This is a genomic window from Pseudomonas sp. JC1203 (genome assembly GCF_056175065.1).
Genome location: NZ_JBWCAM010000020.1, coordinates 102,166 through 127,323 on the forward strand (window position 1 = coordinate 102,166; position 25,158 = coordinate 127,323).

The following is a 25,158-nucleotide window of genomic DNA, read 5'->3' on the forward strand; positions in this document are numbered from 1 at the left end:
CGTACCTGTCTGAAGCTTAGACGCTGGCCGTCACTGGTGAAAAATTTGTCGAATGTGCCGCGAAAAAAACCGTTGGCGCGGCTAACTCCTTCGCTGGCGGGGAAAAATTATAGCTGAAGGTTACGGACGCGGCCTGGCGGCCGCTGCTACGGGAATTTGGGTGTAGCAGCGGCCGCAGGCCGCGTCCGGGAAGCATCAGCCGCGCATCATTTCCTTGACCATGCGCTCCTGCTCGGCCAGGTCTTTCTGGCGGGCGTCGATGCGCGAGGCCAGCTGGAAGTTGTTGGCCGCCCGCCGCTTGGCGAAGTCCAGCTGCTGCTGGGCCTGGCGGAAGTCGCCTTCCAGGGCGAAGTACTCGGCGCGGGCCTGGTGCAGGCCGATGATGTTGCCGTTGGCGCCGCGGGTGTCGGCTACCTGGTTCCACACGTCCGGGTCATTGGGGCGCGAGCGCAGCAGGTCTTCCAGGGCTTTCTCGGCGTCGGCGGTACGGTTCTGCTTGATCAGCAGGTCGACGCGCACCTGGTTGAGCGGGAAGTTGCCGGGGTACAGGCCCAGCAGGCGGTCGACCCGCGCCTGGGCGTCGCCCAGCTTGCTGGCGGCAACGTCGAGGTCCACTGCGGCCAGGTTATAGGTGATGTCGTTGGGCGCCTTGGCCAGCAGCGGCTTGAGGTTCTCGCGGGCATCGTTCAGCTGGCTGCCCTTGATCTGGGCGATGGCCAGGCCATAGCGGGCCGGGTCCGACTTGGGGTTTTCGTCCAGCAGGGCGCGGAAACGCTTGGCGGCCATGCCGGGAGTGTCTTCGTAGATGAGTTCGACGCGCTTCTTGATCAGCTGGAAGCGCAGGCTGTCCTCGATGCCGCCCTTGGGGAACTGTTCGGCACGGTTGCGGGTGTCGGCGATACGCGCCTCGGTCACCGGGTGGGTCAGCAGGAATTCCGGCGGCTTGGCGTCGAAGCGGTACTGGCGGGCGAGCTTCTCGAACATGTCGGGCATGCTGCGCGGGTCGTAGCCGGCCTTCTGCAGGGTGACCAGGCCGACACGGTCGGCCTCGCTCTCGTTTTCACGCGAGAACGCCCGCTGCGACTGGATGGCGGCGGCCTGGCTGCCCATGATGGTGGCGATGCCGGCGTCACCGGCACCGGTAGCCGCCAGCACGATGCCCGTCAGCAAGGCGGCCATCACCGGCATCTGCATGCGCTTCTGTTCTTCCACGCCGCGGGCGAAGTGCCGTTGCGCCAAGTGGGAAAGTTCGTGGGCCATCACGCCGGCGTACTGGCCTTCGGTGTCAGCATTGAGAAACAGCCCGCCGTTGACGCCGACGATGCCGCCGGGGGCCGCGAAGGCGTTCAGTTCCTTGCTGTCGATCAGGATGAATTCCAGCCGGTGGTCCTGCAGTTGGCTGCTTTCGGCCAGGCGGTACACGGTGGTTTCGACGTAATCCTTGAGCTGCGGGTCGGACAATTGGCCGACCTGGCTGCGCAGCAGGCCCAGCCAGGCACGGCCCAGGTCATGCTCCTGCTGCGGCGAGACAATGGCCGAACTGGCGTCGCCAAGCGACGGCAGGTCGTCGGCATGGCCCGGCAGGGCCAGCAGGCAGGCAAGCGTCAGCAGGGTGGGGCGCAATAAAGACATGCACTGGGCTCTGAGTCGAGAAAGACCTTACTGTAGCCGGGTCATCCTTCCACGACCAGAGGGCGGCACGCATGAGGTATTCTAGGCGGCTAGCCCCGCCTGCCTGCCGTGCCCAGGAGAAAAAAGCCCATGACCGACGCTGTACAGTGTGACGCCGAGCTCGACGCCAGCGGTCTCAATTGCCCATTGCCATTGCTCAAGGCCAAGATGGAGCTCAACCGCCTGGCCGCCGGCGCGGTGCTGAAGGTGATTGCCACGGACGCCGGTTCCCAGCGCGATTTCCAGACCTTCGCCCGGTTGGCAGGTCATGCCCTGTTACACGAAACTGTTCAGGACGGCGTCTATACCTACTGGCTGAAGAAAGCCTGAGCGTGCGTGCCCGCTTTTCATAACAAGGAAAACTGATGTTCAAAGTGCTTCGCGACTGGATACAGCGTTACTTCTCGGACGAAGAAGCGGTGGTGCTCACGGTATTGCTGGTGCTGGCGTTCACCGCCGTGCTCACCCTGGGCGGCATGCTGGCGCCGGTGCTGGCGGGCATGGTCCTGGCGTTCCTGATGCAGGGCCTGGTTACCGGCCTTGAGCGCCTGCGCGTGCCTTCCGGGGTGGCGGTGGCGTTGGTGTTCGCGCTGTTCATGAGCGCCCTGGCGGTGTTCATGCTGGTGCTGGTGCCGCTGCTGTGGCACCAGCTGATCACCCTGTTCAACGAGCTGCCGGGCATGCTCGGCAAGTGGCAGTCGCTGCTGTTGCTGTTGCCCGAGCGCTACCCGCACCTGGTGTCGGACGAGCAGGTGCTGCAGGCCATCGAGGCGGCGCGCGGCGAGATCGGCAAGTTCGGCCAGTGGGCGCTGACGTTCTCGCTATCGAGCCTGCCGCTGCTGGTGAACATCATGATCTACTTCGTGCTGGTGCCGATCCTGGTGTTCTTCTTCCTCAAGGACCGCGTCATGATCGCCCGCTGGGTAAAGGGCTACCTGCCGCGCGAACGGGCGCTGATTACCCGGGTGGGGCAGGAAATGAACCGGCAGATCGCCAACTACATTCGCGGCAAGGTGATCGAGATCATCATCTGCGGCGTCGCCACTTATATAGCCTTCGTGGCGCTGGGGCTGAACTACGCCGCGCTGCTGGCGCTGCTGGTGGGGCTGTCGGTGGTGGTGCCCTATGTGGGCGCGGTGGTGGTGACCGTGCCGGTGACCCTGATTGCCCTGTTCCAGTGGGGCTGGGGCGACCAGTTCATCTACCTGATGGCGGTGTACGGCATCATCCAGACCCTGGACGGCAACGTGCTGGTGCCGCTGCTGTTCGCCGGTGCGGTGAACCTGCACCCGGTGGCGATCATCTGCGCGGTGCTGTTGTTCGGTGGGTTGTGGGGGTTCTGGGGGATTTTCTTCGCGATTCCGCTGGCCACCTTGTTCAAGGCGGTGCTGGACGCGTGGCCGCGTAACGAGCCGCAGGTGTCGCCCATTCTGTAGCAGCGGCCGAAGGCCGCGTCCCAGGCGCTGCGATGTGGGACGCAGCCTTGCGGCAGCTGCTACGGAGTCAGGCGCTGTGCAGGGCTTGGGCGGCGGCCAGCACCGCATCCACATGCCCCGGTACCTTCACGCCGCGCCATTCCTGGCGCAGCACGCCGTTCTGGTCGATCAGGAAGGTGCTGCGGTCAACACCCAGGTATTCCTTGCCATACAGCTTCTTCAGCTTGATCACGTCGAACAGCTGGCACAGGGCCTCGTCCTTGTCGCTGATCAGCTCGAAGGTGAACGCCTGCTTGGCCTTGAAGTTCTCGTGGCTCTTGATGCCGTCGCGGGACACGCCGAACACCACGGTGTTGGCCGCCGCGAAGGCTTCGTGCTGGTCACGGAAACCCTGGCCCTCGGTGGTGCAGCCCGGCGTGCTGTCCTTGGGGTAGAAGTAGATCACCACCTGGCGGCCTTTCAGCGCGCTGAGGCTGACCGACTGGCCGCCAGTGGCCGGGGCTTCGAAGTCTGCGACCGGCTGGCCGATTTCAACTGCCATGGGCAAATCCTTGTCAGATGGGGTTGGTTGGGCGCCAGGGCTCGATCAGCGCGTCCAGGTTCAACGCGTCGGCGAAGTCCAGGAACTGGTCGCGCAGCCAGCTGATCTGCACGCCGGCAGGCAGGGTCACGGTGAAGGTGGCGTTGAGCATGGTGCCGCCGGTCTGCGGAGCCTGGTAGGTGTCGCAAGTCAGGTTCTCCAGCTCCACGTGGTGGTCGATGAAGAACTGGCACAGCTCGTTGATGATGTCCGAGCGGTACACCGAGCTGACGTAGGCCACGTAGGGCAGCGACAGCGGGCGGGTCTCCAGGGTGGCGCTGCGCACCAGGTTGACGGTGAAGCCGTGCTTCTTGGCCAACGAGCCGAGGCTGGTTTCCAGGCGCGCCAGGGCGTCCCAGTTGCCCGACACCTGCAGCACCAGGGCGCTGCACTCGCCGTGGCGGGTCAGGCGCGAGGTCACCACCGAGCAGCGACTGTCGTGGCTGGCCCGGCACAGGACGTTGGTCAGCTCCATGGGGTTAGGGCCAAGGGCACTGATGACAAGGAATTGTTCGCGAACTGTGGGGGTGGACATGCAGCATTCCTAAAGCGATGAGCGGTCAGTACACAAATGGACATGATGGCTGGCCCGCGTGACCCCATGGTAACCGGGCACGATGCCGGCAACGGCGCGCAAAACGCCCGTTGGCAGGGGATCGGCGGCTCAGGATCAGGGGTTTGCAGTGCTTCGGGCACGTTGCAAACCGGACATACACAGCCACTGGTACCGATCAAAGTCTGAAGGGTAGCGAAAAGCGGCGCCAAGGGGAATGCTCGCAACGTGGTACTTCGCTTGTGCAAGGCACATGGCCCCAGTACCATTACCGCTCTCTTTTTCCGGCAGGAGCGGTTGCATGATTGCGGGCAGTATGGTGGCACTGGTCACACCCATGGACGCAGAAGGTCGTCTCGACTGGGACAGCCTCAGCAAACTCGTGGACTTCCACCTCAAGGAAGGCACTGATGCCATCGTCGCCGTGGGCACCACCGGCGAGTCCGCGACCCTGGACTACAAGGAACACATCGACGTCATTCGTCATGTGGTCAAGCAGGTCGCCGGCAAGATCCCGGTCATCGCCGGTACCGGCGCCAACTCCACCCGCGAGGCGGTCGAACTGACCCGCAACGCCAAGGAAGCCGGTGCCGACGCCTGCCTGCTGGTAACCCCGTACTACAACAAGCCGACCCAGGAAGGCCTGTACCAGCACTTCAAGCACATTGCCGAGGCCGTGGACATCCCGCAAATCCTCTACAACGTGCCAGGCCGCACCGCCTGCGACATGAAGGCCGAGACCGTCATCCGCCTGTCCACCGTGAAGAACATCATCGGTATCAAGGAAGCCACGGGCGACATGCAGCGCGCCAAGGACATCCTGGCCGGCGTGCCCGGCGACTTCCTGGTGCTGTCCGGTGATGACCCGACGGCCGTCGAGCTGATCCTGCTGGGTGGCAAGGGCAATATCTCGGTCACCGCCAACGTCGCGCCGCGTGCCATGCACGAACTGTGTGCCGCCGCCCTGCGTGGCGAGGCCGAGCAGGCCCGCGCCATCAACGAACAACTGATGCCGCTGCACAAGAACCTGTTCCTGGAAGCCAACCCGATTCCCGTGAAATGGGCACTGCACGAAATGGGCCTGATGCCTGAAGGCATTCGCCTGCCGCTCACCTGGTTGAGCGCCCCTTATCACGAAACGCTGCGTCAGGCCCTGCGCCAGACCGGCGTCCTGGTCTAATTGAGGAAGTACAACGCATGAAGCGATTGGCCGGTCTTTCCGCCCTTGCCCTGGTGATTTCGAGCACCAGCGGCTGCAGTTGGCTGTGGGGCGAGAATGGTTACTTCCGTGACCGTGGCAGTGATTACCTGGAAGCCCGTCAGACGGCCCCCATGCAGACGCCTGAAGGCGTAGCCCTGGACAAGCGCCTGGACCCGCTGCTGCCGATTCCGCGCAACGTCGCCGATGAAGCCCAGCGCACCGGTGAATACCAGGTGCCACGCCCGCTGCCACTGCAGGCTTCCCAGGAAGCCACCGACTACACCCTGCAGAAGAACGGCGACGCCCACTGGATTCTGTCCGAGCACCCGCCGGCTGAAACCTGGCCGGTGGCCCACCAGTTCTTCGAGGACAACGGCTTCCGCATCGCCGACGAGCGCCCGCAGACCGGTGAATTCACCACCAGCTGGCAGCGCTACGACGAACTGTCGGCGTCCATGGCCAAGCGCCTGCAAGCTTCCGCCGCCAGCGGCGACAGCGAAACCCGCGTGCGCGTGCGCATCGAGCCGGGCGTGCAGCGCAACACCAGTGAAGTCTACGTGACCACCGTCAGCCGTCCTTCGGGCAGCAGCCAATCGGTCGACTTCCCGAAAATGCCGAGCAACTCCGGTGCCGACGTGGCCCTGGTGGACGAAATGCTCGCCAGCATGACCCGCAGCGCCCAGAAGGGCGGTTCGGTGTCGCTGCTGGCCGCGCGTGACTTCGACGCCCCGAGCCGTGTGGCCCTGAGCGAAGACGGCAGCGGCAACCCGGTGCTGAACGTGGGCACCGACCTTGACCGCGCCTGGTCCAGTGTTGGCCGCGCCCTGGACCATGGCCAGTGGAAGGTGGAAGACATCAACCGCAGCCTGGGCCTGTACTACATCAACCTGGCGGAGAAACCCGTCAAGAAGGATGACAAGCCGGGCTTCTTCAGCCGCCTGTTCGGCAGCGAGCCGAGCAAGGAAGAGATCGAGGCACGCGCCGAGCGCTACCAGGTTCGCCTGAGCAAGGTGGGTGACAACATCCAGGTTACCGTCGAGAAGAACATCAATACCGTGGCACCGGCCGATGTGGCCCGTCGCGTGTTGAGCGTGATCCAGGACAACCTGGGTTAAGTGCGCTTCGCCATTCTCGGTAGCGGCAGCCAAGGGAATGGCACGCTGGTGGTTCACCAAGGCACTTACGTGCTGGTCGACTGCGGTTTCTCCCTGCGTGAAACCGAACGTCGGCTGGCCCGCCTGGGCGTCAGCCCCGAACAATTGAGCGCCATCCTGGTGACCCACGAACATGCCGACCACGTGCATGGCGTGGGTTTGCTGTCGCGGCGCTACAATATTCCGGTGTACCTGAGCCGCGGCACCCACCGCGCGCTGCGCAAGCCAGTGGAGCCCACGGGTTTCGTGGCCTGCGGCGACGTGCTGGAAGTCGCCACACTGAAAATCAACGTGGTGGGCGTGGCGCATGACGCGCTGGAGCCCACCCAGTACGTGTTCAGCGATGGCCAGCGGCGCCTGGGCGTGCTGACCGACCTGGGCTCGTACTGCGGGCGTGTCATGGACAGTTACCAGGGCCTCGATGCACTGGTGATCGAGTCCAACCATTGCCGCGACCTGCTTGCCCGGGGCCACTACCCGATGTTTCTGAAACAGCGGGTGGGCGGCTCCCTGGGGCATTTGAACAACCACCAGGCCGCGAACCTGGTGTCGGAGCTGGGCTGGCAAAACCTGCAACACCTGGTGCTGGCCCACCTCAGCAGCAAGAACAACCTGCCGCAGCTAGCCCGGCAATGTTTTGTCGACACCTTGGGGTGCGACCCGGACTGGCTGCAACTGGCCGATCAAGATGCAGGGCTCGACTGGCGCGAAATCGCCTAGCCCATCTACTTAGCAAGCGGAGCCCATCATGGAAAAACGTGAAGAACTCTACCGTGGCAAAGCCAAATCGGTTTACAAGACCGACGACGCCGACCGCCTGATCCTGCTGTTTCGCAACGACACCTCGGCGTTCGACGGCAAGCGCATCGAACAGCTGGACCGCAAGGGCATGGTGAACAACAAGTTCAACGCCTTCATCATGCAGAAGCTGGAAGAAGCGGGTATTCCTACCCAGTTCGACAAGCTGCTGGGCGACAACGAGTGCCTGGTGAAGAAGCTGGACATGATTCCGGTCGAGTGCGTAGTGCGCAACTACGCCGCCGGCAGCCTGGTGAAACGCCTGGGTGTCGAAGAAGGCCTGAAGCTGAACCCGTACACTTTCGAGCTGTTCCTGAAGGACGACGCCAAGGGCGACCCGTTCATCAACGAATCCCACGTGGTGGCATTCGGCTGGGGCACCGCCGAGCAACTGGCGAAAATGAAAGAGCTGTCGCTGAAGGTCAACGAAGTGCTGAACAAGCTCTTCGACGACGCCGGCCTGCTGCTGGTGGACTTCAAGCTGGAGTTCGGCCTGTTCCACGGCCAGATCGTCCTGGGCGACGAGTTCAGCCCTGACGGCTGCCGCCTGTGGGACAAGGACACCAAGAAGAAAATGGACAAGGACCGCTTCCGCCAGGGTCTGGGCGACGTGATCGAAGCCTACGAAGAAGTCGCCAAACGCCTGGGCGTGCCGCTGTAATTCGGCAAGCTCACGCAAGCGTTTGATACCACGCAAATTTTTTTCAAAAAAGGTTTCGCCTTTTCAGAAAACGCTGGTATCATGCGCGCCACTGGAGAGATGCCGGAGTGGCCGAACGGGACGGATTCGAAATCCGTTGTACTGGCGACAGTACCTAGGGTTCAAATCCCTATCTCTCCGCCATATATCGAAGAGCCCCGCAGCTGAAAAGCTGCGGGGTTTTTTGTTTGTGCGCATTTTACGTAGAAATCTTATATGGCCTTGCTTGAGCGTGGACATTACCTCTAGCGCAATGTCTCTGGTCGTCTTCTCCTTGCCAAAGGCTCTAGTCCAATATTGTCCGATGATGGTAATGTGCCACTCTATGTTCATCTCAGATGAGTGCAGTGAGGCTATATGACCTTTCCTGATGCGGTGCTAGATACCTTCTCCGTCCTGCAAGACGCTACGACCACCGCGATGGCTGAAATCGACAAGTTTGGTGGTGAGTCCACTAACTATGGTTCTCTCGTCGCAGCTCTGATAGCAGCAGCATTGCTGTTCATAATTCGAGAGTTTTTCATTAAGGCTGCTAACTACTCGGGAACCTTTTACATAAAGACCACGGTGGAAGAAACGGCTAGAAATCCCTACCGAGGGATGGAGGTATTCTATACCTTGGTTGTTTATTCGGATGGGCATATAGTTGCAGGCACGTCTGAGAAGACGGGTGAGGTGTGTGCGGCCCACTCTATGGAATACGAAGGTAAGAATAAGAAGCGCGGGGTTGTCAGCGGAGTTGTCGAAAGGAATTATTTTCGTTCTAGTGTTATGAATATTCATATCGTAGAGCAAGGTCAGCAGCGTGAATTTACGACGTACATGTCCGTCAAAATCCGGCGTTATCGATTCGCCAAAGGGCCGTATTCTGGCGCGTTCTACTCAACCGCTGCAAATTCAAAGGGAAGCGTCCTTTGTGGAAGAAACGTCTTCAACGAGCATCCTATCGGCTATTCACAGCTCCAATCTACCTAGGAGTTGCCGCTGTAAAAATAATAGGATATCAATCTGTGTTGACGGATTATCACGAGTGTTGTGCCGTGGTGGAGGGGCTCCGAGGGCGTAATGAGCGTGATGTGACCCCCTCTTTGATTACGGCTCTTGTCGTGGCTGAAGATCATCGGAACGCGTTACACGGTGGTGTTGATCCTTTAGCAATCCTACGCTCTATAAAAGTCCGACTTCTTGATGGGCAGAAGCAGGGTGCAAGCACTATCGAACAACAGCTAGTTCGAACGATTACTCGGCGCTATGAAAAGACGCCGCGACGTAAAGTGAGAGAGCAAATCTTGGCAGTGATGCTGAATTCGAGGTTTAGCAAGCGAGAGTTGGCGGCTTGTTATCTTAAGGTCGCCTACTACGGAAAATCGCTCGCGGGATTTCGGGGTGTCGAAAGTATTAAGTCGACAAGTTTGGGGGATGCAGATGCTGTTGTAGTTGCTTATTTGAAGTATCCTCGCACTTCAGAATGTGATGGGCTAATGGCAAGGAAGCATATGGTGCGAGTTCGGCATATTACTAAATTGCTCAGCCAAGTCAGTAATAGCTCTATGTCGACCGATGCTCAGTCAGCTTGACGATGGTGTGCATCTTATGGTGTTCGTATTATAAATGCCTTCATGGATGTGAGGCGCGGATGCCTCTTACCAACCTAGATATCCTAGCACGGGCTTTAGGTCAGCTATGCTTCTTGAATATTGGGCCGCCAGAAGGGTGAACGGAATTTTACCTTGTGTCGAGGTGGTTCGCTCTTCACAAAATGTTGCATAATGACTACTCTCGTACGCTAAATCTGCATGGCGGCACAGTTAACGTTGTTTTATTTTTCAGGATGAAGTATGCCAGTTCGAAGGCGCTCAAAAAAAGCGGTAAGTTTAAAGCAAAAAACGAAATTTATATTTTTGCTTTTTGCCTTGTGCTATGCCTTAAAAATAATTTCTGAGGTTCGCAGCAGGATTGAATCTAATTCCGAGTTGATCAGTGCTTGGATATTTGGGGTGCTGGTTATTTCATTTGTAGGGTTGTGCTGCTTTTCGTTTTGGTTTTATCCGATGTTGGTAGAGTGGCGGATTAAAGAAAAAAGAAATAATTTAAAGCTGTTGGCGGACGCGATCGTCTCTATCTCGCCACGGCATCCGGGTTACGATTTGACAGCCTTTAAGTCTGCTACCAATTATGATGCGATCAGGAGCGGTCTTGCCAGGAAGGTCGTAGAAGCAATTGCATATAAGGCGATTGAGCCGCGCCTAAAGACCCTCCAGCGTAAAAAGAACCAGTTAACTTATCTGGATGACTACGGTAAGCGGGTTGAGTCAAAGTGGAAAAAAGAACTCGATTACTTTGCTACGGAGGTAATGCTTCCTCTCGATGAACGTGTCGTTTCAGAGCCAGTTTTGCGGTTGCTTGGCGGGTGGCGGGACTACATGTCTGATGCCAAAGATAAATCAGTTAGGCTCCATTGGGTGGATTGGCTTGATGGAGTTGTACCTGAAGATCAATGCGAAACGCCGTTCGATGAGTACATGACGGGGCATCAATATGAATATTTTGTTGCTGGACTTGTTCGAGGCTTGGGGTGGATTGCTAATGTCACGAAAGGTTCAGGTGATCATGGTGCGGACATTATTGCCGAGAATAAAAACGTCCGCTTGGTGATCCAATGTAAACAGTATTCATCTGCGGTTGGAAATAAAAGCGTCCAAGAAGCATACTCTGCCCAAGGGTTTTACGATTGTGATTATGCTTGCGTAGTCACAAATTCCAGTTTTACACCTGCGGCAAAGCAGGCTGCTAAAAAGCTTGATGTACGACTGCTCCATCACGACGAGTTAGCGGAGTATCTGGCCGGACTTTAAATTTGAGTCTGCCCATGGGGCTGTTTAGTTACCGATGTAGCTCCTCGCGCGAGATTAAACCTGCAGCATATGCTGCAGGCTCCGCTAAAACATCTGGTCCTACAACTGCTTAATGATGCTTTCTGGCGGTTGCCCTAACGCTTGGCAAATCGCCACGAACTCAATCACATCCAATCGTCTATCCCCATTCTCGATCTTTGCAACGAATGACTGAGGCCTATCGAGCATCACGGACACCTGAGCCTGCGTCAGTCCAGCTGTTTTCCTGGCCGCCACCAGCAGCATGAGCAGGTGCTGATATCGTTCCATGTAGATGGTTTTCATTAGATTGCCGATTCGGGGAGTCGACACCTTCAATAAACCTATTTCAGGATTATCCCAAAGTGGGATATTTGGTTTAGGATAGACCCTCAACGTATCTCAGGCAGAGAGGATCAGGTCATGGACCGCCAAGCCCCCCGTTTTCCCCGCACCCCACGCCCATTCAAACGCCCACCCGGCGCCCGCTCGATCAAACGCAGACCGGGCACCCGGATGTCGCCCCGCTGCTTCAATTCTCGCCAACGCATCGTCGACGCGCTGCACAGCTACCTGCTCGACGGCTGGAAGCAACTGCCCGAACGCAACCGTCGGCTGTTGGGCCTCGATCATCAGGCTGGCGAGCTTCATGACGAAGAGGCGCTGACCTACCTGGCGTACATCTTCATCGATTGTGCCAACCTGACCCTGGACAGGGCCGTGGCGGCAAAGCGCGCACGGGCGGCCCAACACCCGTAGCAGCTGCCGCAGGCGGCGTCAGGCGGTATGGAGGGTAGGCCTGGCGCACCGCGGCGCCAATGACGCGGCCCGCGGCCGCCGCTACAGGGGTGGCGTTGTAGCAGCTGCCGCCAAGCTGCGCTGGCGCGCGAATACTCTGAAGATTTTCAGCGTGGAGAAAGGCGATCGCAGCCTATGGCAGCGGTTACAGCGCCTGTCGCGGCAATCTCAAGCTGACGCTATCGCCGCCAAGGCCGACTCCTACGGATGACCTCAAGGCGAACGCCGCTGGTGCTACGGTCTTTGGGGGGGATGAAAGAAGTTGGTCGCTGTGCCGGAAGTGCTTGGCTGTGCCGTCAATTGCAGGCCCAGCGCACCAATGACCTTCAACACGGTGTCGTATCGAGGTTTTGCGCCTTCCTGCAGCGCTTTATACAGGCTTTCCCGGCTCAACCCGGTCTCCTTCGCCAACTGCGTCATCCCTCTCGCCTTGGCGACTTGCGACAAGGCTTTCAAAAACGCGTTTGGGTCAGCCTCTTGCAGGCTGGCGGAGAGATAGGCGCTGATGGTTTCGTCGTTATCCAGGTACCGTGACGCTTCGAACGGGATCGTGCTGGATTCGGCGATGGAGATGATCGGCATGTCTTCCGGATCAAAAGGCTTGGATTTAGCCATGTGGCTGCTCCTGGAGTTCGGCCAAGATAAGTTTGGCTGCTTTTATGGCGCGGTGTTGATCGGCCTTGTCGCTGCCATTGAGCAGCATGTAGAGGATTGTGCCGAGGCGGGCAAAATAGATCCTGTAGCCCGGCCCTACAAATACGCGCATTTCGCTGATTCCTGTGCCGACAGGTGCGCAGTCGCCCCAATTGCCGTTTTCTGCCTGCTCTATGCGTCTGATTATGACACCTCTGGCATGACGGTCCTTCAGGCTGGAAAGCCAGGAATCGAAATGTATCGTCGTCCTTATCGTGTATTGACTCATCAGCTTTAACTGTATCCGAACGGCTACGCCTTTGTCGATCGTTTGAGCGCATGGGAGGCGAGCGCGGCGAGAGTGGTTGGGGCGGGGACTTTATGAGCAAGAGTGAGGGGGTGTCGTTAGGACAGTGGCTATTTTGGGGTGGGACCTTTCTGAGTCGACGCTGCGCAATCTAAGTGTCTCTGAAAAATTGGGGTAAGCCTGGCTCACCCCATAGGTTGAATCACGCTTTGGGCTTCCACCTATTAGCCCGCCCAAACGTCCCGAAATCATTAAACCTTACCCCATTCTCCCGCATCGCCCGGTACGCCGCCGGCACGCTCAATTGGCGGATGTAAAACGGCTCCATCACCACGAAGTGGTGAATCACGTGGGTGCCGCCGAAGTTGCAGCAGAACGCCTGCAGCGGCCACAGCCACCAGGGGTTGAGCACCTGCACTTGCTGGGTAAGGTCCTTGGGGTTTATATCGCCATAGTAGTGAATGTTCGAGGTAATGAAGTTCAGGCAGAAGTTGCGCAGGATGTTGGGGGAGATAATGATTACGACAGCAGCGTCGAGCCATTGCATGGCTGCCAGCAATGAAGGTGAAGAGTGGAACGGTAGTGCAGATAAATAACCGACGCCCTGAATAAGATGAAAAATCAGGAATACATACCAGGCTGCCCACGTCAGTGCGGTCAGCGGTAAATAGGCTTTCAAGCCAGTGTCGAGCAATTGTTTGCGTTCACGCCATGTCTTGGCACGCGCCACCATTACCGCTGCGCCGATCATCAAGTCGCTGACCATCAACCCTCGCAGTATTCCCCAGGGCGTTCCGTTGGACAGTGTCAACTCTTCAAGGTCGCTTTCGGTGCCCGAGGCCATGTGGTGGTTGATGTGCAGCTGCCGCCGCACCCAGGGGTTGATGGCGGTGGGGCGAGTCAACCAGCAGGCGGCCAGCATCAGGTTGTGGGCAAGGGGGCGGGTGCGGAAGTAGAGCCGGTGGATCAGGTCGTGCTCCAGTTCATGGGTAAACGAGGTGAAGAAGGCGTTCAACAGCACGCACGCCCACCACGGTATATACCCGCCCAGGTACAGCCCCGAAGTGCAGAGTATGACCGCCACGGCGGCGAGCAGAATACTTGCACCCAAGGCGTCCTGATGTTTCAGCGCCGGGTAGCGGCGCCGAAGTTCTGCGCCATAGGCCATGACGCGCTGGCGAACATCAAATACGCGCCGGTTGATATCGCTGGTACGTTCTATGGTTGCGTGCATGGTGCAATCCCTCATCCTTGCAGAAAGGGCAGGTGAAAGTTATTTGCCGGAAATGAGCGGCGGTGCACAATGTTTTAATAAAGTCAGGTGGATCATGAAAGGGCAGGGTAGAGTGCCGAAACCGTTCCGTATATGTTTATTTCGGCATGATAAAGATAGCCATAAAGTCTGTTTGTATTATTTCGGATACTTGTTTTTTGTTGCGCAAGTTGCAGAATGCTCTGCAGGACGGCTGGGCAATTCTGGCCTAACGTTTTAGCCGTGAGGCAATCGGCCGCAGCTGGGTCGGCTGATGGCTATATAATGGCATTTGGTGTGACCTCGCACGGTTCGGGGTGGTCCCACACCCGGGCCAAACGCGCGGTTTTCATGGGGTGAACACCCTCTAGAAATTTCCCGCCATGCCGATAGCCCACGTATTGGAAGGCCCCCACGGGCTCATATTCATTCCCCTGACGGGATCGCGAATGCTGGCGTATAACCAAAAATCGTTTCTTATCGTCGATGACTTCTCCGACTTCCGCAGTTCGGTGCGCTCCATGCTGCGCGACCTTGGCGTGAAGGACGTGGACACGGCGGACACCGGCGAACAGGCGTTGAAGGCGTGCGCGCAGAAGCGCTATGACTTCGTGCTGCACGATTTCAACCTGGGCGATGGCAAGAAGAACGGCCAGCAGGTGCTCGAAGACCTGATGCTGGACAAGCTGCTGAGCCATGAAAGCGTGTTCATCATGGTGACCGCCGAAAACAGCCAGGCCATGGTAATGAGCGCGCTGGAGTGGGAGCCTGATGCCTACCTGACCAAGCCCTTCAACCGCGCCGGCCTGGCCCAGCGCCTGGAGAAGCTGGTGCAGCGCAAGACACTGCTCAAGCCGATTCTGCAGGCGCTGGACAAGAACCTGCCCATGGAAGTGCTGGCTGCGTGCACGCGCCTGACCCAGGAAGACGCCCGCTATGCGCCGCTTTGCCACCGCTACAAGGCCGATGCGCTGCGTGACCTGAACCAGCATGAGCCGCTGGAAGCCTTCCTCAAGACTATCCTCGCCGACCGCCCCACGCCGTGGGCGTTTGGCGCGTTGGGCAGCCTGCTGTTCAAGCGCAAGAAGCTGGCCGAAGCCCAGGATGTGTACGAGCGCGCGTTGAAAACCTTCCCCATGCTGCCGGCGCTGTACGACGGCCTGGCCGAGGTGCTGGTGGCGCGCAACGACGGCAAGCGCGCGCAGCAGGTGCTGGAAGACGCGGTGAAGCTGTCGCCGTTAGCTGTGCGCCGGCAGAGCCTGCTGGGCAAGCTGGCCATGGAGAACGAGGACTTTGACACCTCGTCCCGCGCTTACCGCCAGGCGGTCAACCAGGGCCAGTATTCACGCTTCAAGAACCCGGAAACCAACCTCGGCTTTGCCCAGGCGCTGATCAGCAAGGGCGGCGATGCCGGCCTGGATGCCCGCAGCCGCGTGGAGCTGAACCAGACCCTGGTGGACGTGGCCAAGGACAACGGTGACGACCAGGGCATTCAGGTGCGCACGCGCCTGATCAAGGCGACCAGCCTGCAGCGTTCCGACCCGGAAGCCGCGGCCAAGCTGGCCGAGGAGGCCGTGGGCAGGCTGCAGGGCATGGACCAGTTCCTCAGCGCCGAAGCGGCGTTGTCGGTGGCTGCGCAACTGCAGAACCTGGGGCAGGCAGACGCGGGCGTGGGCGTGCTCAAGAGCTGCGCCGAAATTTACGGTGACGACCCGGTAGTGATGCAGAACATCGCCAAGCAGACCGATGACCCCACGATTCTGGGCGCCAACAAGGTGGCCATCGACGTCAACCAGGAGGGCGTGCGCGCCTACCGCGAAGGCCGCTTCGCCGAGGCGCAGGCCCTGTTCCGCAAGGCCCTGGCGCTGCAGCCGAAGAACATCAGTATTGCCCTGAACCTGGCCCAGGGCCTGCTGCATGCCAAGGGTGTGCCGATTACCGCAGCCGGCCTGGCCGAATGCCGCGAGGCCTTGCGCACTGTGGGCCACATGCCCGAAAGCGACGCACGCTTCGAGCGTTATCAAAAACTGCGTAACAGGGCGTTTGGCGCATGAGTGAAGAAAAAGCGGGTCTGGACTTTTCCATGGTCATCGCGTCCATCGTGCATGACATGAAGAACTCGCTGGCGTCGGTGATGACCGCCCATGGCAAGTGGTCGCAGGGCTTGCCTGCACCGCTGCGCGAGAACGCCGAGCGCGGGGTGATCGATTATGAGTTTGCCAACCTCAACGGCATGATGGTGCAGCTGCTGGGCCTGTACAAACTGGGCGTCAACCAGCTGCCGCTGCGGCCTGAATACCATGAGATGGACGATTTCATCGAGTCGCAACTGGCCTGGCACCAGGAAGTGCTGGCCAGCCGCGGCATCAGCGCCAGCTACGACGTGGACGTGCTGTGCCCGCTGGGGTTCTTCGACCGCGAACTGGTGGGGTCGGTGGTGGCCAACGTCATCATCAATGGCATCCGCTTTGCCCGCGAGGCCATTCATATCACCGCTGCCGAGGAAGAGGGGCAACTGGTGATCAGCGTCAACGATGACGGGCCTGGTTACCCGCAGGCGCTGATCGAGTCGCAGTCGGCGTACGTGCAGGGCATCAACCCGGTCAGCGGCAGCACCGGCCTGGGCCTGTACTTCGCCGCGCGCATCGCCGAGCGGCACGAGCGCAACGGCGTGGTCGGCCATGTGCGGCTGGCCAACGGTGGCAACCTGGGCGGCGGCAACTTCAAACTCTACCTGCCCTGATCAGGGGCGCTCGTACAGCCGGGCCTCGGTGTCGCCCACCACGGTCTGGTCGACCTTGCGCCACTGGGCGGGTATCGAGGCGAAATCATCGGTGTCGCCGGTGCCGCTGATCAACCACACCCGCTGGTGGTCGGCGGGTAGGTCTTGCAGGGCGTCCACGTAGATGTGGTCGCCTGCCTCGTCCACCAGGTTGCCAAAACCGTAGTCAGTGGGGTGGCCGGAGCTGCCATCCGCCTGTTTCGGCGTGTACAGCAGCGGCTCGGCGCCGGTGGTGTTGTAGTACAGGTAGCCGAAATACCAGAACAGGTCGCTGACCACGATGCGGTCGCCCGGCTCGAAGCGCTGGTTGACGAAGGCCACCATCTTGTCGAATTGGTCATCGTCCACGTCATAGTTGCGTTGCAGGCCCACGCCCTGCACGGCCACGTAGGCCAGCACCGCGGCCATTGCCAGCGGCCGCGAATAACGCGCCAGGCGGTCCGCTGCAACGCCCAGCACCAGCGGCAGCGCCAGGGCCGAGAACATCATGTAGCGGTCTACCAGCAGCGGTGTCTTGAACGAAATCAGGAAAATCAGCAGCAGCGGCAGCACGCAATAAATCACCAGCATCGACGGCAGGCGCAGGGGGTGGCGGTCGGCGCATAGCACCCACGCCAGAATGGCCGCCAGCAACACCGGCACGCTGATGAATAGCGCCACCGGCAGGTCGAACCCGTCGCTGAGGATCAGGTACTGCCACACCATCGACGGCAGCGAGCCCAGCGTTACCGCGCCGATCCAGCCCACATCGTTGCCCGCTTCCAGTTCCGGCAGGTGCTCCACCAGGCCGATCAGGCTGGGAATCCATGGCAGGTACAAGGCGACGATGGCCACATTCGCCAGCCACCACGCCGGGCGCTGCACCAGGCGGTTGCCGCGGGTGCGCAGCAGCGCCAGCCAGGCCCAGTGGGCCAGCACGCACAGGCTGGTGAAGTAATGCGTGTAGAAACTGGCAGCCATCAGCAGCGCATAGATCACCAGGTAGCGATGCCGGTGCGGCTGCCGGGCCCAGTGCACCAGCGAAAGCGTGGCGGCCAGCAGCCACATGCCCATCAGCGGGTACATGCGTATTTCCTGGCTGTAGTGCACGGCAATCGGCAGCAGCGCCAGCATTACCCCGCCCAGCAGCGCCGCCCGGCGCCCGGCCGCCAGTTGCAGCAGCCACACCCCCAGGCCCACGCTGGCGATGCCGGGCAGGGCGCTGATTACGCGGATTGAAAACAGGCTATTGCCGAACAGCGACATCCAGCCATGCAGGATCAGGTAGTAGAGCGGCGGGTGCACGTCATGGGCGGCGTGCAGCCAGATCTGCGCCGGGGGGTACTGGCTGATCACCAGGCTTGAGCCCTCGTCACACCAGATGGCCGAGGCAGTCAGCTGGTACAGCCGCGCCACCGTGGCCAGCAGCATGATCGGCCAGAACCACAAGCCCGCCGGGGCGTTGGCCAGCCTTTGCAGCCACGCGTTGTGGGGCAGGCGGTGCAGGTCGGTCAGCGGAGGGTCATTCTGGGCGGTCATCGTTCCTCCATCCGGGAGACTACAGAGATCGCGCCGGTTTGTGCTTTTGGTGGGGGGTATCGTAGCAGTCGGCACGCGTCGTGTAAGTGGCTGGCGTGCCGGGAAAGCACTGTCTTTGGGGTTGGGCGTGCCTTATCGGACAAAACGTGGTTGGATAGACCGCATGAACATGGAAAAGATTATCGACCTGCTTCAACAGCGCCTGCCAACGTTGCAGGCGGTTTACTGTTTTGGCAGTTACGCCACTGGTCATGCTGGGCCGCAAAGTGATCTGGACCTTGCCGTGCTTATGCCGAAAGCGGTTGATCCTGTGCAGCTGTGGGAGTTGGCCGGGCAAGTCGCCGATTTGGCCGGCGTCCCGGTTGACTTGATCGATTTGCGCCCGGCAAGCACAGTCTTTCAGCTTCAAGTCATCACCCACGGCCAACGCCTATGGGCCCAGGGTTTAGCCGCCGGGTTGTTCGAATGCCTGGTCGTCAGCGAGAAATGGGCGCTTGATGCTGCGCGGGACGGCGTGCTCTCGGATATATTGAAGGACGGAAGGGTGTATGGTCGATGATGTAATACTGAACAAAGTCGCGACTATTCAGCGATGCGTTGCCAGGGTGCGGGAAGAGTATGACAAAGGGGCGGAGACATTCACGCTCGATTACACGCGCCAGGATGCGGCGATTTTGAATATCCAGCGTGCCTGTGAAGCCTCCCTTGATATTGCCCAGCACATCGTCCGCCGCGAAAGACTTGGTGTTCCGCAAAGTGCCCGCAGTGCGCTGGATTTACTGGCGAAGGCGGGATGGTTGGCCGAGCCGCTGTTAAGTAGTCTCAAGAACATGGTCGGTTTTCGCAACATAGCCGTGCACGAATACCAGACGCTGCAACTGCCGATTCTGGTGTCGATCATCACCAAGCACCTGGATGACTTTTTAACCTTCAGCCGCTCGATCTTGCAGCAGGATGCCTCCCGGGATACACCCGCGTAGCAGCAACTGTCTTGTGGGAGCTGGCTTGCCAGCGAGCTTTTATGGCCCCAACAGCTCGCTGGCAAGCCCGCTCCCACAGGATGTAGCAGCAACTGTCTTAGCAACTGTCTTGTGGGAGCGGGCTTGCCAGCGTGCTTTTATGGCCCCAACAGCTCGCTGGAAAGCCAGCTCCCACAGGATGTAGCAGCAACTGTCTTAGCAACTGTCTTGAAACCGCGTTGCCTGTGACCCGGCCTTCGGCCGCTGTTTCAGGCAGCCTGTCTACTACCAAAGCACCCCCTCCATCCCCCCCAAAGCACCATTCTTCCCCCGGCGCCCCGCGCCTAGCATTGACCTCGCACACAGCTCGCCTGATGAACCGCAACCTCGGCCCGGCCCTGGGCCAACCACAATAAAAGAGGATCAATCATGAGCAGCACCTTCTTCATTCCCTCCGTGAACATGATGGGTATCGGCAGCCTCGACGAGGCAGTGGTGGCCATTCGCAAGTACGGTTTTCGCAACGCCCTGATTGTCACCGACGCTGGCCTGGCCAAGGCCGGGGTGGCTGCCAAGGTGGCTGCATTGCTGGCCGAGCAGGACATCAACGCCACCGTCTTCGACGGCGCGCAACCGAACCCTACCGTAGGCAACGTCGAGAACGGCCTGGCTGCGCTGAAGCAGTCGCGCAGCGATTTCATCATTTCCCTGGGCGGCGGTTCGCCACACGACTGTGCCAAGGGCATTGCGCTGTGCGCCACCAACGGCGGGCATATCAGTGAATATGAAGGCGTGGACCAGTCTGCCAAGCCGCAGCTGCCGTTGATCGCCATCAACACCACCGCCGGCACTGCCAGTGAAATGACCCGGTTCTGCATCATCACCGACGAAGCGCGCCACGTGAAAATGGCCATCGTCGACCGTAACGTCACGCCGCTGCTGTCGGTCAACGACCCGGCGCTGATGGCCAAGATGCCCAAGGGCCTGACCGCCGCCACCGGCATGGACGCCCTGACCCATGCGGTCGAGGCCTATGTGTCCACCGCCGCCACGCCAATCACCGATGCCTGCGCGCTGAAAGCCGTGGAGCTGATTTCCGCCAACCTGCGCACGGCCGTCGCCCACGGCGAAGACATGACCGCGCGGGAAAACATGGCCTATGCCCAGTTCCTCGCCGGCATGGCCTTCAACAACGCCTCGCTGGGCTACGTGCACGCCATGGCTCACCAATTGGGCGGCTTCTACGACTTGCCACACGGTGTGTGCAACGCCGTGTTGCTGCCCCACGTGGAAAGCTTCAACGCCAGCGTGTGCCCCGCCCGCCTGAAAGACGTGGCCACTGCCATGGGCGTGGACACCCAGCGCCTGGACAATGAAAAGGGCGCGGCCGCCGCGATCGCAGCCATCCGCCAGTTGTCTGCCGACATCGGCATTCCCGGCGGCCTCGCCGAGCTGGGCGCCAAGGCCGACGACATCCCCACCCTGGCGGCCAACGCCATGAAGGACGCCTGCGGCTTCACCAACCCGCGGCCGGCCACTCAAGGGGAGATCGAGGAGATTTTCCGTACGGCGATGTGAGGGCAGGGGCTGCCGCCGAAGCTAATGATTCGGCGGCGGTGCCTCATATGGCGGCCAAGCGCTCGACCATGTCCGGATAGCGCTCCACCAACTTTATCAGCAGCGCTGCCTGGGCGTTGGGACGGGCTTTTTCCTGTTCCCAGTTTCGAAGGGTACTGGTGCTGGTGCGAATGCGGCGGGCGAATACGCTTTGGGACATATGTAGCTTCTCCCGAAGCGCCACAATTTCGCTCGCCGATATTTCGGGCGCCGGCAGTGCTTCGAGGGTCGTCTGCCGCAGCGTTATTTTGCCTTGGCGTTCGGCCGCCATTTCGTCGACGCCTTGCATCAGCTCGGCGAACAGGTCGCGTTTTGTCATTGAATGAAAGTCAATCCATCGAAGTTTCCTGAACCCCCCGGTGCGAGGCTTAACCGGGCCAAGGCAGGGGTTGAGTTCACGCGAGCGGTAAAGCCCGAAGACTCATAGAAAGTGGCTTTCATCAGAAGTGTAGGCAAGTTGCTTATGGTTTGCCAAGCTTGCCGTGCTTCGCTTGAGGCGTATGCCGGGCCTTTTACCTTTGCTTGAAGGAAAAGGCCCACAGCACTTTCGCTCTGGGCCCTTTGCGATGTTCAGGTGTTCGTGGCCAGGGGCATTAGGCAGGTTGATATGCGGGCAGGCATCACGCCTTGTCGAAACCATTCCCGGCACCCTGGGTGCCCGGGTATTCCAGTTGCTGCACGATCCGGTCCTTGGCCAGCAGGCGTTTCTCCTTGAGTTTCTTCACCTGGTCATCGGGCGCGGCGGCGGATTCGGCCTTCAACACTTCTGCATCGACGGCGTCGTAGTCGTTCAGCAGCTTGCTGAGCCTGTCATCGCTTTTCCTGCGGGTGTCGACCTCTTCGCGTGTGAGTTTCAAGTCCTCGAACAGATTGTGTTTGACCGGCATGCTCGTCATCTCCGCAGGGGTTAGTGGGCCTAGGTTGAGACTTATTCAGGATAGCCCCGATTCCTGCATACGACCCCGGCGGTACACCTTGTGTTTCAAAACCACTACAGGGGAGGGCATCCATGACATTTTTTTCACACTAGGTTGACCTGCCTTTAACTGCTGCCTGTTTAACCTCAATGCTCAACTGGTCCCTTTGGGAAGCTGCGCTTCATGCCTTTGCCCCCCCTGACTACCGCTGAGCGCAACCCTGGCAGCCCCGACTCCCCCAGCCTCGGCGCGCGCCTGGCGTATTGGCGCGAAGCGCAACTGGTGCGCCATTCCCTGCATTCGGCCGGCGAACCGGGCCTGGTGCTGGACCTGCCGTGCGGTGGCGGGCGGTTCTGGCCGGTGCTGACCGAGCACGCCAACCGGGTTATCCTGGCGGGCGACCATCATGATGGCGGCCTTGGGCAGGCGATGAACGGTTTCAGCCCGGCGCTGGCCGCGCGCATCACGCCGCTGGAGGCGTCGGTGGACGCCATTACCCTGGGCAGCAACGCCGTCGACTGCATCTTCTGCATGCGCCTGTTCCACCGCGTCGCCAACAGCGAGCAGCGGCTGGGCATCCTGCGCGAGTTTCACCGGGTCAGCCGCGACACGGTGATCATTTCCCTGTGGGTGGACGGCAACTACCGCGCCTGGCGCCGCCGGCGCATGGAGCAGCGGCGTGCAGCGCCCGCGCGGCAGAATCGCTTCGTGGTGGCGCGCGCGCAGATCGAAACCGAGTTCCGCCAGGCAGGTTTCGAGATTGTGGCCCATCATGACCTCATCCCCGGCATCGCCATGTGGCGCACCTACGTGCTGCGCAAGGGTTGAAAGGTCGCTTCCCGCATCGATGGAATGCCCAGTAAACGTCGGGGTCGATATATACTGCGCGCCATTCTTCAGGGGAGAGCCTTGTGGCCATCGAAATTCACTGGATTCGCGACGACGACAGCCTGGCCCGGCAATGTGCCGAGTGGCAGCGTCTGCCGTACGTTGCACTCGACACCGAGTTCATGCGGGTCGACACCTTTTACCCGATAGCCGGCTTGATCCAGATCGGCGATGGCGCGTGCGCGTGGCTGATCGACCCATTGACCATCACCCAGTGGCAGCCCCTGGCCCAGCTGCTGGAAAACCCCGACGTGATCAAGGTAGTGCACGCCTGCAGTGAAGACCTGGAGGTGCTGCTGCGCCTGACCGGCAGCCTGCCCGCGCCACTGTTCGACACGCAACTGGCGGCCGCCTACCTCAACCTCGGCTTCTCCATGGGCTACTCGCGCCTGGTGCAGGCCGTGCTCGACATCGAGCTGCCCAAGGGCGAGACCCGCTCCGACTGGCTGCAGCGCCCGCTGTCCGAGACCCAGGTGAGCTACGCCGCCGAAGACGCCGTGCACCTGGCCGAAGTCTACGAGAAGCTGCGCCCGCAGCTGTCCGACGACAAGTACGCCTGGGTGCTGGAAGACGGTGGCGAGCTGGTGGCCCAGCTGCGCCGCGAAGTCGACCCGTACGAGCTGTACCGCGAGGCCAAGCTGGCGTGGAAATTGTCGCGCCAGCAACTGGCCGTGCTGCGCGAGCTGTGCGCCTGGCGCGAGCGCGAGGCCCGTGCCCGCGACCTGCCGCGCAACCGTATCGTGCGCGAGCATTCGTTGTGGCCCCTGGCCCGCACCCAGCCGGATAACCTGGCAGCGCTGGCCAAGATCGAAGACATGCACCCGCGCACCGTGCGCCAGGACGGCGAGTTCCTGCTCAAGCTGATCAAGGACGCCGGCAGCGTACCGACCGAGCAGTGGCCACCGGCCCTGCCCGAGCCGCTGCCGATCGAAGCGGCTGGCATCATCAAGCAGCTGCGCGCCATCGGCCAGGCCGAAGGCGAGCGCCTGGGCATCGCCCCCGAGGTGATGCTGCGCAAGAAGACCCTTGAGGCCCTGCTGAAAAGTGGTTACCCCGACGGTCCCTATCAATTGCCCGACACACTGCGCGGCTGGCGTCGCGAGCTCATGGGCCCGGCCCTGCTCCAGGCCCTGGCCAGCGCAGGAGAGACACCATGAAACGCATTTGCTCCATCTACAAAAGCCCGCGCAAGAACGAGATGTACCTGTACGTGCTGAAAAGCGACGCCCTGGCGCGCGTGCCCGAAGGCCTGCTGACCGTGTTCGGCAAGCCGGTGCACGCCTTCGACCTGGTGCTGAGCCCCGAGCGCGCCCTGGCCCGCGAGGACATCACCCAGGTGCTGGCCAACCTCGACAGCCAGGGTTACCACCTGCAGATGCCGCCGCCCGAAGAGGAATACATCGAGCACCTGCCCGAAGAGCTGTTGCGTCGCAACGATCCGGTCTGACCGCTACACCCCGCAGTCGCGCCTGGCGCAGGTGGGGTTTTCAAGGGTTTTACTAGCATGCGTGTTCTGATTGCCGAACAGGATCATGCCCTTTACGCACGGCTGTTGCGTGAAGCGGCGCCCGAGCTGGACGTGCTGACCAGCGGTGACTCCGCCGAACTGTCGAAACTGGCTGCCGACTGCCCGGTGTGGTTGGGCCAGCCCGACCTGCTGGCCACGCTGCTGCGCCAGGGCCACAAGCCGCAGTGGCTGCAATCGACCTGGGCAGGCATCACGCCCCTGTTGATGCACGGGCTGCCGCGCCACTACCGGCTTACCCGCGCAGTGGGCATCTTCGGCCAGGTGATGGCCGAATACATGCTGACCTACATGCTGGGCCACGAGCGCGAGGTGATGGCGCGCCTGGTGAGCCAGGTCGAACGCAAGTGGGACCCACGCCCGGGCCGCAGCCTGGAAGGCCGCCGGGTGCTGATCGTTGGCACCGGGGACATTGGCCAGCGCGTGGCCGAGTTCCTGCTGCCGTTTGGCGTGACGCTGTATGGCATCGCCAGTAGCCCGCGGCAGCAGGCGCCGTTCGTCGAAGTGCTGGGCATGGACGCGCTGGGCGAGAAGGTGGGGCAGGTGGACTACGTGCTCAACCTGTTGCCCGACACCCCGGCTACCCAGGATGTCTACGACGCGGCGCTGTTCGCGCGCTTCAACCCCGAGGCGCTGTTCATCAACGCCGGGCGTGGCGTGGCGGTGGTCGATGCCGACCTGGTGGAGGCGTTGAAACAGGGGCACCTGGCCGGTGCGGTGATCGATGTGTGCCGGCAGGAGCCACTGCCGCAGCGTCATCCGTTCTGGACGGCCTGGGGCTTGTTGTTGACCGGGCACAGCTCGGCGCCTACCTCGCCGCAGGCGATGGTGCGCTTGTTCGTCGAGAACCTGGCGGCGTACAACGGCAAGCAGCCGTTGCGTGGCGAGGTGGACTTTGCTCGCGGGTATTGAGTAGCCCCGGACGCGGGGGGGGGGGGGGGGGGGGGGCGCGGGGGGGGGGGGAGCGGCCCCCCCCCCGCGGCGGCCCCCCCCCCC

Annotated in this window: 29 protein-coding genes and 1 tRNA gene; 20 read left to right on the top strand and 10 right to left on the bottom strand. The window is 60.8% G+C overall.

Going from position 1 to position 25,158, the window contains the following annotated elements; all coding sequences use genetic code 11:
- Positions 1-195: 195 nt before the first annotated feature.
- The gene (locus AC0SZ7_RS25640; protein ID WP_475507009.1) at positions 196-1,632 is read right to left on the bottom strand and encodes a M48 family metalloprotease; all 1,437 of its coding nucleotides are present in this window, start codon (positions 1,630-1,632) and stop codon (positions 196-198) included.
- 129 nt (positions 1,633-1,761) lie between these two features.
- On the opposite strand from AC0SZ7_RS25640, the gene AC0SZ7_RS25645 reads away from it, so the two are divergent.
- Together AC0SZ7_RS25645 and AC0SZ7_RS25650 are read left to right on the top strand one after the other, a co-directional pair.
- The gene (locus AC0SZ7_RS25645; RefSeq protein ID WP_475507010.1) at positions 1,762-2,001 is read left to right on the top strand and encodes a sulfurtransferase TusA family protein; all 240 of its coding nucleotides are present in this window, start codon (positions 1,762-1,764) and stop codon (positions 1,999-2,001) included.
- 35 nt (positions 2,002-2,036) lie between these two features.
- A complete protein-coding gene (locus AC0SZ7_RS25650) occupies positions 2,037-3,107 on the top strand; it encodes an AI-2E family transporter (protein ID WP_416426560.1) in 1,071 nt (356 codons plus the stop codon).
- Between the two features lie 67 nt (positions 3,108-3,174).
- On the opposite strand, the gene AC0SZ7_RS25655 is transcribed toward AC0SZ7_RS25650, so the two are convergent.
- Both AC0SZ7_RS25655 and AC0SZ7_RS25660 read right to left on the bottom strand, forming a co-directional pair.
- A complete protein-coding gene (locus AC0SZ7_RS25655) occupies positions 3,175-3,648 on the bottom strand; it encodes a peroxiredoxin (RefSeq protein ID WP_416426558.1) in 474 nt (157 codons plus the stop codon).
- Between the two features lie 13 nt (positions 3,649-3,661).
- Positions 3,662-4,222: a glycine cleavage system transcriptional repressor gene (locus AC0SZ7_RS25660; protein ID WP_475507011.1), complete on the bottom strand. Its 561-nt coding sequence runs from the start codon at positions 4,220-4,222 to the stop codon at positions 3,662-3,664.
- 319 nt (positions 4,223-4,541) lie between these two features.
- Here AC0SZ7_RS25660 and dapA point away from each other — a divergent pair, with 319 nt between their 5' ends.
- From dapA to AC0SZ7_RS25700, 8 genes are all read left to right on the top strand, one after another.
- Positions 4,542-5,420, top strand: a complete 879-nt coding sequence (gene dapA, locus AC0SZ7_RS25665; RefSeq protein WP_475507012.1) for a 4-hydroxy-tetrahydrodipicolinate synthase — start codon at positions 4,542-4,544, stop codon at positions 5,418-5,420.
- 17 nt (positions 5,421-5,437) lie between these two features.
- A complete protein-coding gene (gene bamC, locus AC0SZ7_RS25670) occupies positions 5,438-6,556 on the top strand; it encodes an outer membrane protein assembly factor BamC (protein WP_475507013.1) in 1,119 nt (372 codons plus the stop codon).
- Positions 6,557-7,315, top strand: coding sequence for an MBL fold metallo-hydrolase (locus AC0SZ7_RS25675; RefSeq protein ID WP_475507014.1), 759 nt, complete (start codon positions 6,557-6,559; stop codon positions 7,313-7,315).
- Positions 7,316-7,343: 28 nt separating this feature from the next.
- Positions 7,344-8,054: a phosphoribosylaminoimidazolesuccinocarboxamide synthase gene (purC, locus tag AC0SZ7_RS25680; RefSeq protein WP_416426552.1), complete on the top strand. Its 711-nt coding sequence runs from the start codon at positions 7,344-7,346 to the stop codon at positions 8,052-8,054.
- Between the two features lie 93 nt (positions 8,055-8,147).
- Positions 8,148-8,237 (top strand) — tRNA-Ser (locus AC0SZ7_RS25685).
- 213 nt (positions 8,238-8,450) lie between these two features.
- Positions 8,451-9,068 (top strand): hypothetical protein, encoded by a 618-nt coding sequence (locus tag AC0SZ7_RS25690; protein ID WP_475507015.1) that lies wholly within the window; start codon positions 8,451-8,453, stop codon positions 9,066-9,068.
- Positions 9,069-9,169: 101 nt separating this feature from the next.
- Positions 9,170-9,670: a biosynthetic peptidoglycan transglycosylase gene (locus tag AC0SZ7_RS25695; protein WP_475507016.1), complete on the top strand. Its 501-nt coding sequence runs from the start codon at positions 9,170-9,172 to the stop codon at positions 9,668-9,670.
- 261 nt (positions 9,671-9,931) lie between these two features.
- The gene (locus tag AC0SZ7_RS25700; protein WP_475507017.1) at positions 9,932-10,948 is read left to right on the top strand and encodes a restriction endonuclease; all 1,017 of its coding nucleotides are present in this window, start codon (positions 9,932-9,934) and stop codon (positions 10,946-10,948) included.
- Between the two features lie 99 nt (positions 10,949-11,047).
- On the opposite strand, the gene AC0SZ7_RS25705 is transcribed toward AC0SZ7_RS25700, so the two are convergent.
- Complete coding sequence (locus AC0SZ7_RS25705) at positions 11,048-11,272, bottom strand: helix-turn-helix domain-containing protein (protein WP_475507018.1); 225 nt, start codon at positions 11,270-11,272, stop codon at positions 11,048-11,050.
- 210 nt (positions 11,273-11,482) lie between these two features.
- Here AC0SZ7_RS25705 and AC0SZ7_RS25710 point away from each other — a divergent pair, with 210 nt between their 5' ends.
- Complete coding sequence (locus tag AC0SZ7_RS25710; protein ID WP_475507019.1) at positions 11,483-11,725, top strand: hypothetical protein; 243 nt, start codon at positions 11,483-11,485, stop codon at positions 11,723-11,725.
- Between the two features lie 273 nt (positions 11,726-11,998).
- Here AC0SZ7_RS25710 and AC0SZ7_RS25715 read toward each other — a convergent pair whose 3' ends face one another.
- The 3 genes from AC0SZ7_RS25715 to AC0SZ7_RS25725 all read right to left on the bottom strand — a co-directional run bounded on the left by AC0SZ7_RS25715 (position 11,999) and on the right by AC0SZ7_RS25725 (position 13,938).
- Positions 11,999-12,379, bottom strand: coding sequence for an addiction module antidote protein (locus tag AC0SZ7_RS25715; protein ID WP_475507020.1), 381 nt, complete (start codon positions 12,377-12,379; stop codon positions 11,999-12,001).
- Positions 12,372-12,686 carry a type II toxin-antitoxin system RelE/ParE family toxin gene (locus tag AC0SZ7_RS25720; protein WP_475507021.1) on the bottom strand — a complete coding sequence of 105 codons (315 nt, stop codon included), beginning with the start codon at positions 12,684-12,686 and terminating at the stop codon, positions 12,372-12,374. Before AC0SZ7_RS25720 ends, AC0SZ7_RS25715 begins: the two co-directional genes overlap by 8 nt.
- A 220-nt stretch (positions 12,687-12,906) precedes the next feature.
- Positions 12,907-13,938 carry a fatty acid desaturase gene (locus AC0SZ7_RS25725; protein ID WP_475507022.1) on the bottom strand — a complete coding sequence of 344 codons (1,032 nt, stop codon included), beginning with the start codon at positions 13,936-13,938 and terminating at the stop codon, positions 12,907-12,909.
- 467 nt (positions 13,939-14,405) lie between these two features.
- Here AC0SZ7_RS25725 and AC0SZ7_RS25730 point away from each other — a divergent pair, with 467 nt between their 5' ends.
- Both AC0SZ7_RS25730 and AC0SZ7_RS25735 read left to right on the top strand, forming a co-directional pair.
- Positions 14,406-16,010: a response regulator gene (locus AC0SZ7_RS25730; protein ID WP_475507023.1), complete on the top strand. Its 1,605-nt coding sequence runs from the start codon at positions 14,406-14,408 to the stop codon at positions 16,008-16,010.
- Positions 16,007-16,699, top strand: coding sequence for a sensor histidine kinase (locus AC0SZ7_RS25735; protein ID WP_475507024.1), 693 nt, complete (start codon positions 16,007-16,009; stop codon positions 16,697-16,699). The genes AC0SZ7_RS25730 and AC0SZ7_RS25735 overlap by 4 nt, the downstream gene beginning before the upstream one ends.
- Here AC0SZ7_RS25735 and AC0SZ7_RS25740 read toward each other — a convergent pair whose 3' ends face one another.
- Positions 16,700-18,256, bottom strand: a complete 1,557-nt coding sequence (locus tag AC0SZ7_RS25740) for a glycosyltransferase family 39 protein (RefSeq protein ID WP_475507025.1) — start codon at positions 18,254-18,256, stop codon at positions 16,700-16,702.
- Between the two features lie 163 nt (positions 18,257-18,419).
- Between AC0SZ7_RS25740 and mntA the strand changes: the two genes are divergently transcribed.
- The 3 genes from mntA (at position 18,420) to yiaY (ending at position 20,793) form a co-directional block, all read left to right on the top strand.
- Positions 18,420-18,815: a type VII toxin-antitoxin system MntA family adenylyltransferase antitoxin gene (gene mntA, locus AC0SZ7_RS25745; RefSeq protein ID WP_475507026.1), complete on the top strand. Its 396-nt coding sequence runs from the start codon at positions 18,420-18,422 to the stop codon at positions 18,813-18,815.
- Positions 18,805-19,236, top strand: a complete 432-nt coding sequence (gene hepT / locus AC0SZ7_RS25750) for a type VII toxin-antitoxin system HepT family RNase toxin (RefSeq protein ID WP_475507027.1) — start codon at positions 18,805-18,807, stop codon at positions 19,234-19,236. The genes mntA and hepT overlap by 11 nt, the downstream gene beginning before the upstream one ends.
- A gap of 408 nt (positions 19,237-19,644) precedes the next feature.
- Entirely contained in the window at positions 19,645-20,793 is a 1,149-nt protein-coding gene (yiaY, locus tag AC0SZ7_RS25755) for an L-threonine dehydrogenase (protein WP_475507028.1), read from the top strand.
- Positions 20,794-20,836: 43 nt separating this feature from the next.
- Here yiaY and AC0SZ7_RS25760 read toward each other — a convergent pair whose 3' ends face one another.
- Positions 20,837-21,151 (bottom strand): helix-turn-helix domain-containing protein, encoded by a 315-nt coding sequence (locus AC0SZ7_RS25760; RefSeq protein WP_475507029.1) that lies wholly within the window; start codon positions 21,149-21,151, stop codon positions 20,837-20,839.
- A gap of 301 nt (positions 21,152-21,452) precedes the next feature.
- Positions 21,453-21,719, bottom strand: coding sequence for a DUF465 domain-containing protein (locus AC0SZ7_RS25765; RefSeq protein ID WP_475507030.1), 267 nt, complete (start codon positions 21,717-21,719; stop codon positions 21,453-21,455).
- A 213-nt stretch (positions 21,720-21,932) separates the two neighbouring features.
- Here AC0SZ7_RS25765 and AC0SZ7_RS25770 point away from each other — a divergent pair, with 213 nt between their 5' ends.
- From AC0SZ7_RS25770 to AC0SZ7_RS25785, 4 genes are all read left to right on the top strand, one after another.
- Entirely contained in the window at positions 21,933-22,577 is a 645-nt protein-coding gene (locus AC0SZ7_RS25770) for a class I SAM-dependent methyltransferase (protein ID WP_475507031.1), read from the top strand.
- Positions 22,578-22,660: 83 nt separating this feature from the next.
- Entirely contained in the window at positions 22,661-23,794 is a 1,134-nt protein-coding gene (gene rnd, locus AC0SZ7_RS25775) for a ribonuclease D (RefSeq protein ID WP_475507032.1), read from the top strand.
- Positions 23,791-24,084, top strand: a complete 294-nt coding sequence (locus AC0SZ7_RS25780; RefSeq protein ID WP_416426533.1) for a YcgL domain-containing protein — start codon at positions 23,791-23,793, stop codon at positions 24,082-24,084. Before rnd ends, AC0SZ7_RS25780 begins: the two co-directional genes overlap by 4 nt.
- Before the next feature lie 57 nt (positions 24,085-24,141).
- A complete protein-coding gene (locus AC0SZ7_RS25785; protein WP_475507033.1) occupies positions 24,142-25,074 on the top strand; it encodes a D-2-hydroxyacid dehydrogenase in 933 nt (310 codons plus the stop codon).
- The last annotated feature ends 84 nt before the right edge of the window (positions 25,075-25,158 follow it).

What these genes read in the sequence shown, in the direction of transcription:
- AC0SZ7_RS25640 (WP_475507009.1), bottom strand. Translation starts at nt 1,632, where the DNA reads ATGTCTTTATTGCGCCCCACCCTGCTGACGCTTGCCTGCCTGCTGGCC.
- AC0SZ7_RS25645 (WP_475507010.1), top strand. Translation starts at nt 1,762, where the DNA reads ATGACCGACGCTGTACAGTGTGACGCCGAGCTCGACGCCAGCGGTCTC.
- AC0SZ7_RS25650 (WP_416426560.1), top strand. Translation starts at nt 2,037, where the DNA reads ATGTTCAAAGTGCTTCGCGACTGGATACAGCGTTACTTCTCGGACGAA.
- AC0SZ7_RS25655 (WP_416426558.1), bottom strand. Translation starts at nt 3,648, where the DNA reads ATGGCAGTTGAAATCGGCCAGCCGGTCGCAGACTTCGAAGCCCCGGCC.
- AC0SZ7_RS25660 (WP_475507011.1), bottom strand. Translation starts at nt 4,222, where the DNA reads ATGTCCACCCCCACAGTTCGCGAACAATTCCTTGTCATCAGTGCCCTT.
- dapA (WP_475507012.1), top strand. Translation starts at nt 4,542, where the DNA reads ATGATTGCGGGCAGTATGGTGGCACTGGTCACACCCATGGACGCAGAA.
- bamC (WP_475507013.1), top strand. Translation starts at nt 5,438, where the DNA reads ATGAAGCGATTGGCCGGTCTTTCCGCCCTTGCCCTGGTGATTTCGAGC.
- purC (WP_416426552.1), top strand. Translation starts at nt 7,344, where the DNA reads ATGGAAAAACGTGAAGAACTCTACCGTGGCAAAGCCAAATCGGTTTAC.
- AC0SZ7_RS25690 (WP_475507015.1), top strand. Translation starts at nt 8,451, where the DNA reads ATGACCTTTCCTGATGCGGTGCTAGATACCTTCTCCGTCCTGCAAGAC.
- AC0SZ7_RS25700 (WP_475507017.1), top strand. Translation starts at nt 9,932, where the DNA reads ATGCCAGTTCGAAGGCGCTCAAAAAAAGCGGTAAGTTTAAAGCAAAAA.
- AC0SZ7_RS25705 (WP_475507018.1), bottom strand. Translation starts at nt 11,272, where the DNA reads ATGAAAACCATCTACATGGAACGATATCAGCACCTGCTCATGCTGCTG.
- AC0SZ7_RS25710 (WP_475507019.1), top strand. Translation starts at nt 11,483, where the DNA reads ATGTCGCCCCGCTGCTTCAATTCTCGCCAACGCATCGTCGACGCGCTG.
- AC0SZ7_RS25715 (WP_475507020.1), bottom strand. Translation starts at nt 12,379, where the DNA reads ATGGCTAAATCCAAGCCTTTTGATCCGGAAGACATGCCGATCATCTCC.
- AC0SZ7_RS25720 (WP_475507021.1), bottom strand. Translation starts at nt 12,686, where the DNA reads ATGAGTCAATACACGATAAGGACGACGATACATTTCGATTCCTGGCTT.
- AC0SZ7_RS25725 (WP_475507022.1), bottom strand. Translation starts at nt 13,938, where the DNA reads ATGCACGCAACCATAGAACGTACCAGCGATATCAACCGGCGCGTATTT.
- AC0SZ7_RS25730 (WP_475507023.1), top strand. Translation starts at nt 14,406, where the DNA reads ATGCTGGCGTATAACCAAAAATCGTTTCTTATCGTCGATGACTTCTCC.
- AC0SZ7_RS25735 (WP_475507024.1), top strand. Translation starts at nt 16,007, where the DNA reads ATGAGTGAAGAAAAAGCGGGTCTGGACTTTTCCATGGTCATCGCGTCC.
- AC0SZ7_RS25740 (WP_475507025.1), bottom strand. Translation starts at nt 18,256, where the DNA reads ATGACCGCCCAGAATGACCCTCCGCTGACCGACCTGCACCGCCTGCCC.
- mntA (WP_475507026.1), top strand. Translation starts at nt 18,420, where the DNA reads ATGAACATGGAAAAGATTATCGACCTGCTTCAACAGCGCCTGCCAACG.
- hepT (WP_475507027.1), top strand. Translation starts at nt 18,805, where the DNA reads ATGGTCGATGATGTAATACTGAACAAAGTCGCGACTATTCAGCGATGC.
- yiaY (WP_475507028.1), top strand. Translation starts at nt 19,645, where the DNA reads ATGAGCAGCACCTTCTTCATTCCCTCCGTGAACATGATGGGTATCGGC.
- AC0SZ7_RS25760 (WP_475507029.1), bottom strand. Translation starts at nt 21,151, where the DNA reads ATGACAAAACGCGACCTGTTCGCCGAGCTGATGCAAGGCGTCGACGAA.
- AC0SZ7_RS25765 (WP_475507030.1), bottom strand. Translation starts at nt 21,719, where the DNA reads ATGCCGGTCAAACACAATCTGTTCGAGGACTTGAAACTCACACGCGAA.
- AC0SZ7_RS25770 (WP_475507031.1), top strand. Translation starts at nt 21,933, where the DNA reads ATGCCTTTGCCCCCCCTGACTACCGCTGAGCGCAACCCTGGCAGCCCC.
- AC0SZ7_RS25780 (WP_416426533.1), top strand. Translation starts at nt 23,791, where the DNA reads ATGAAACGCATTTGCTCCATCTACAAAAGCCCGCGCAAGAACGAGATG.
- AC0SZ7_RS25785 (WP_475507033.1), top strand. Translation starts at nt 24,142, where the DNA reads ATGCGTGTTCTGATTGCCGAACAGGATCATGCCCTTTACGCACGGCTG.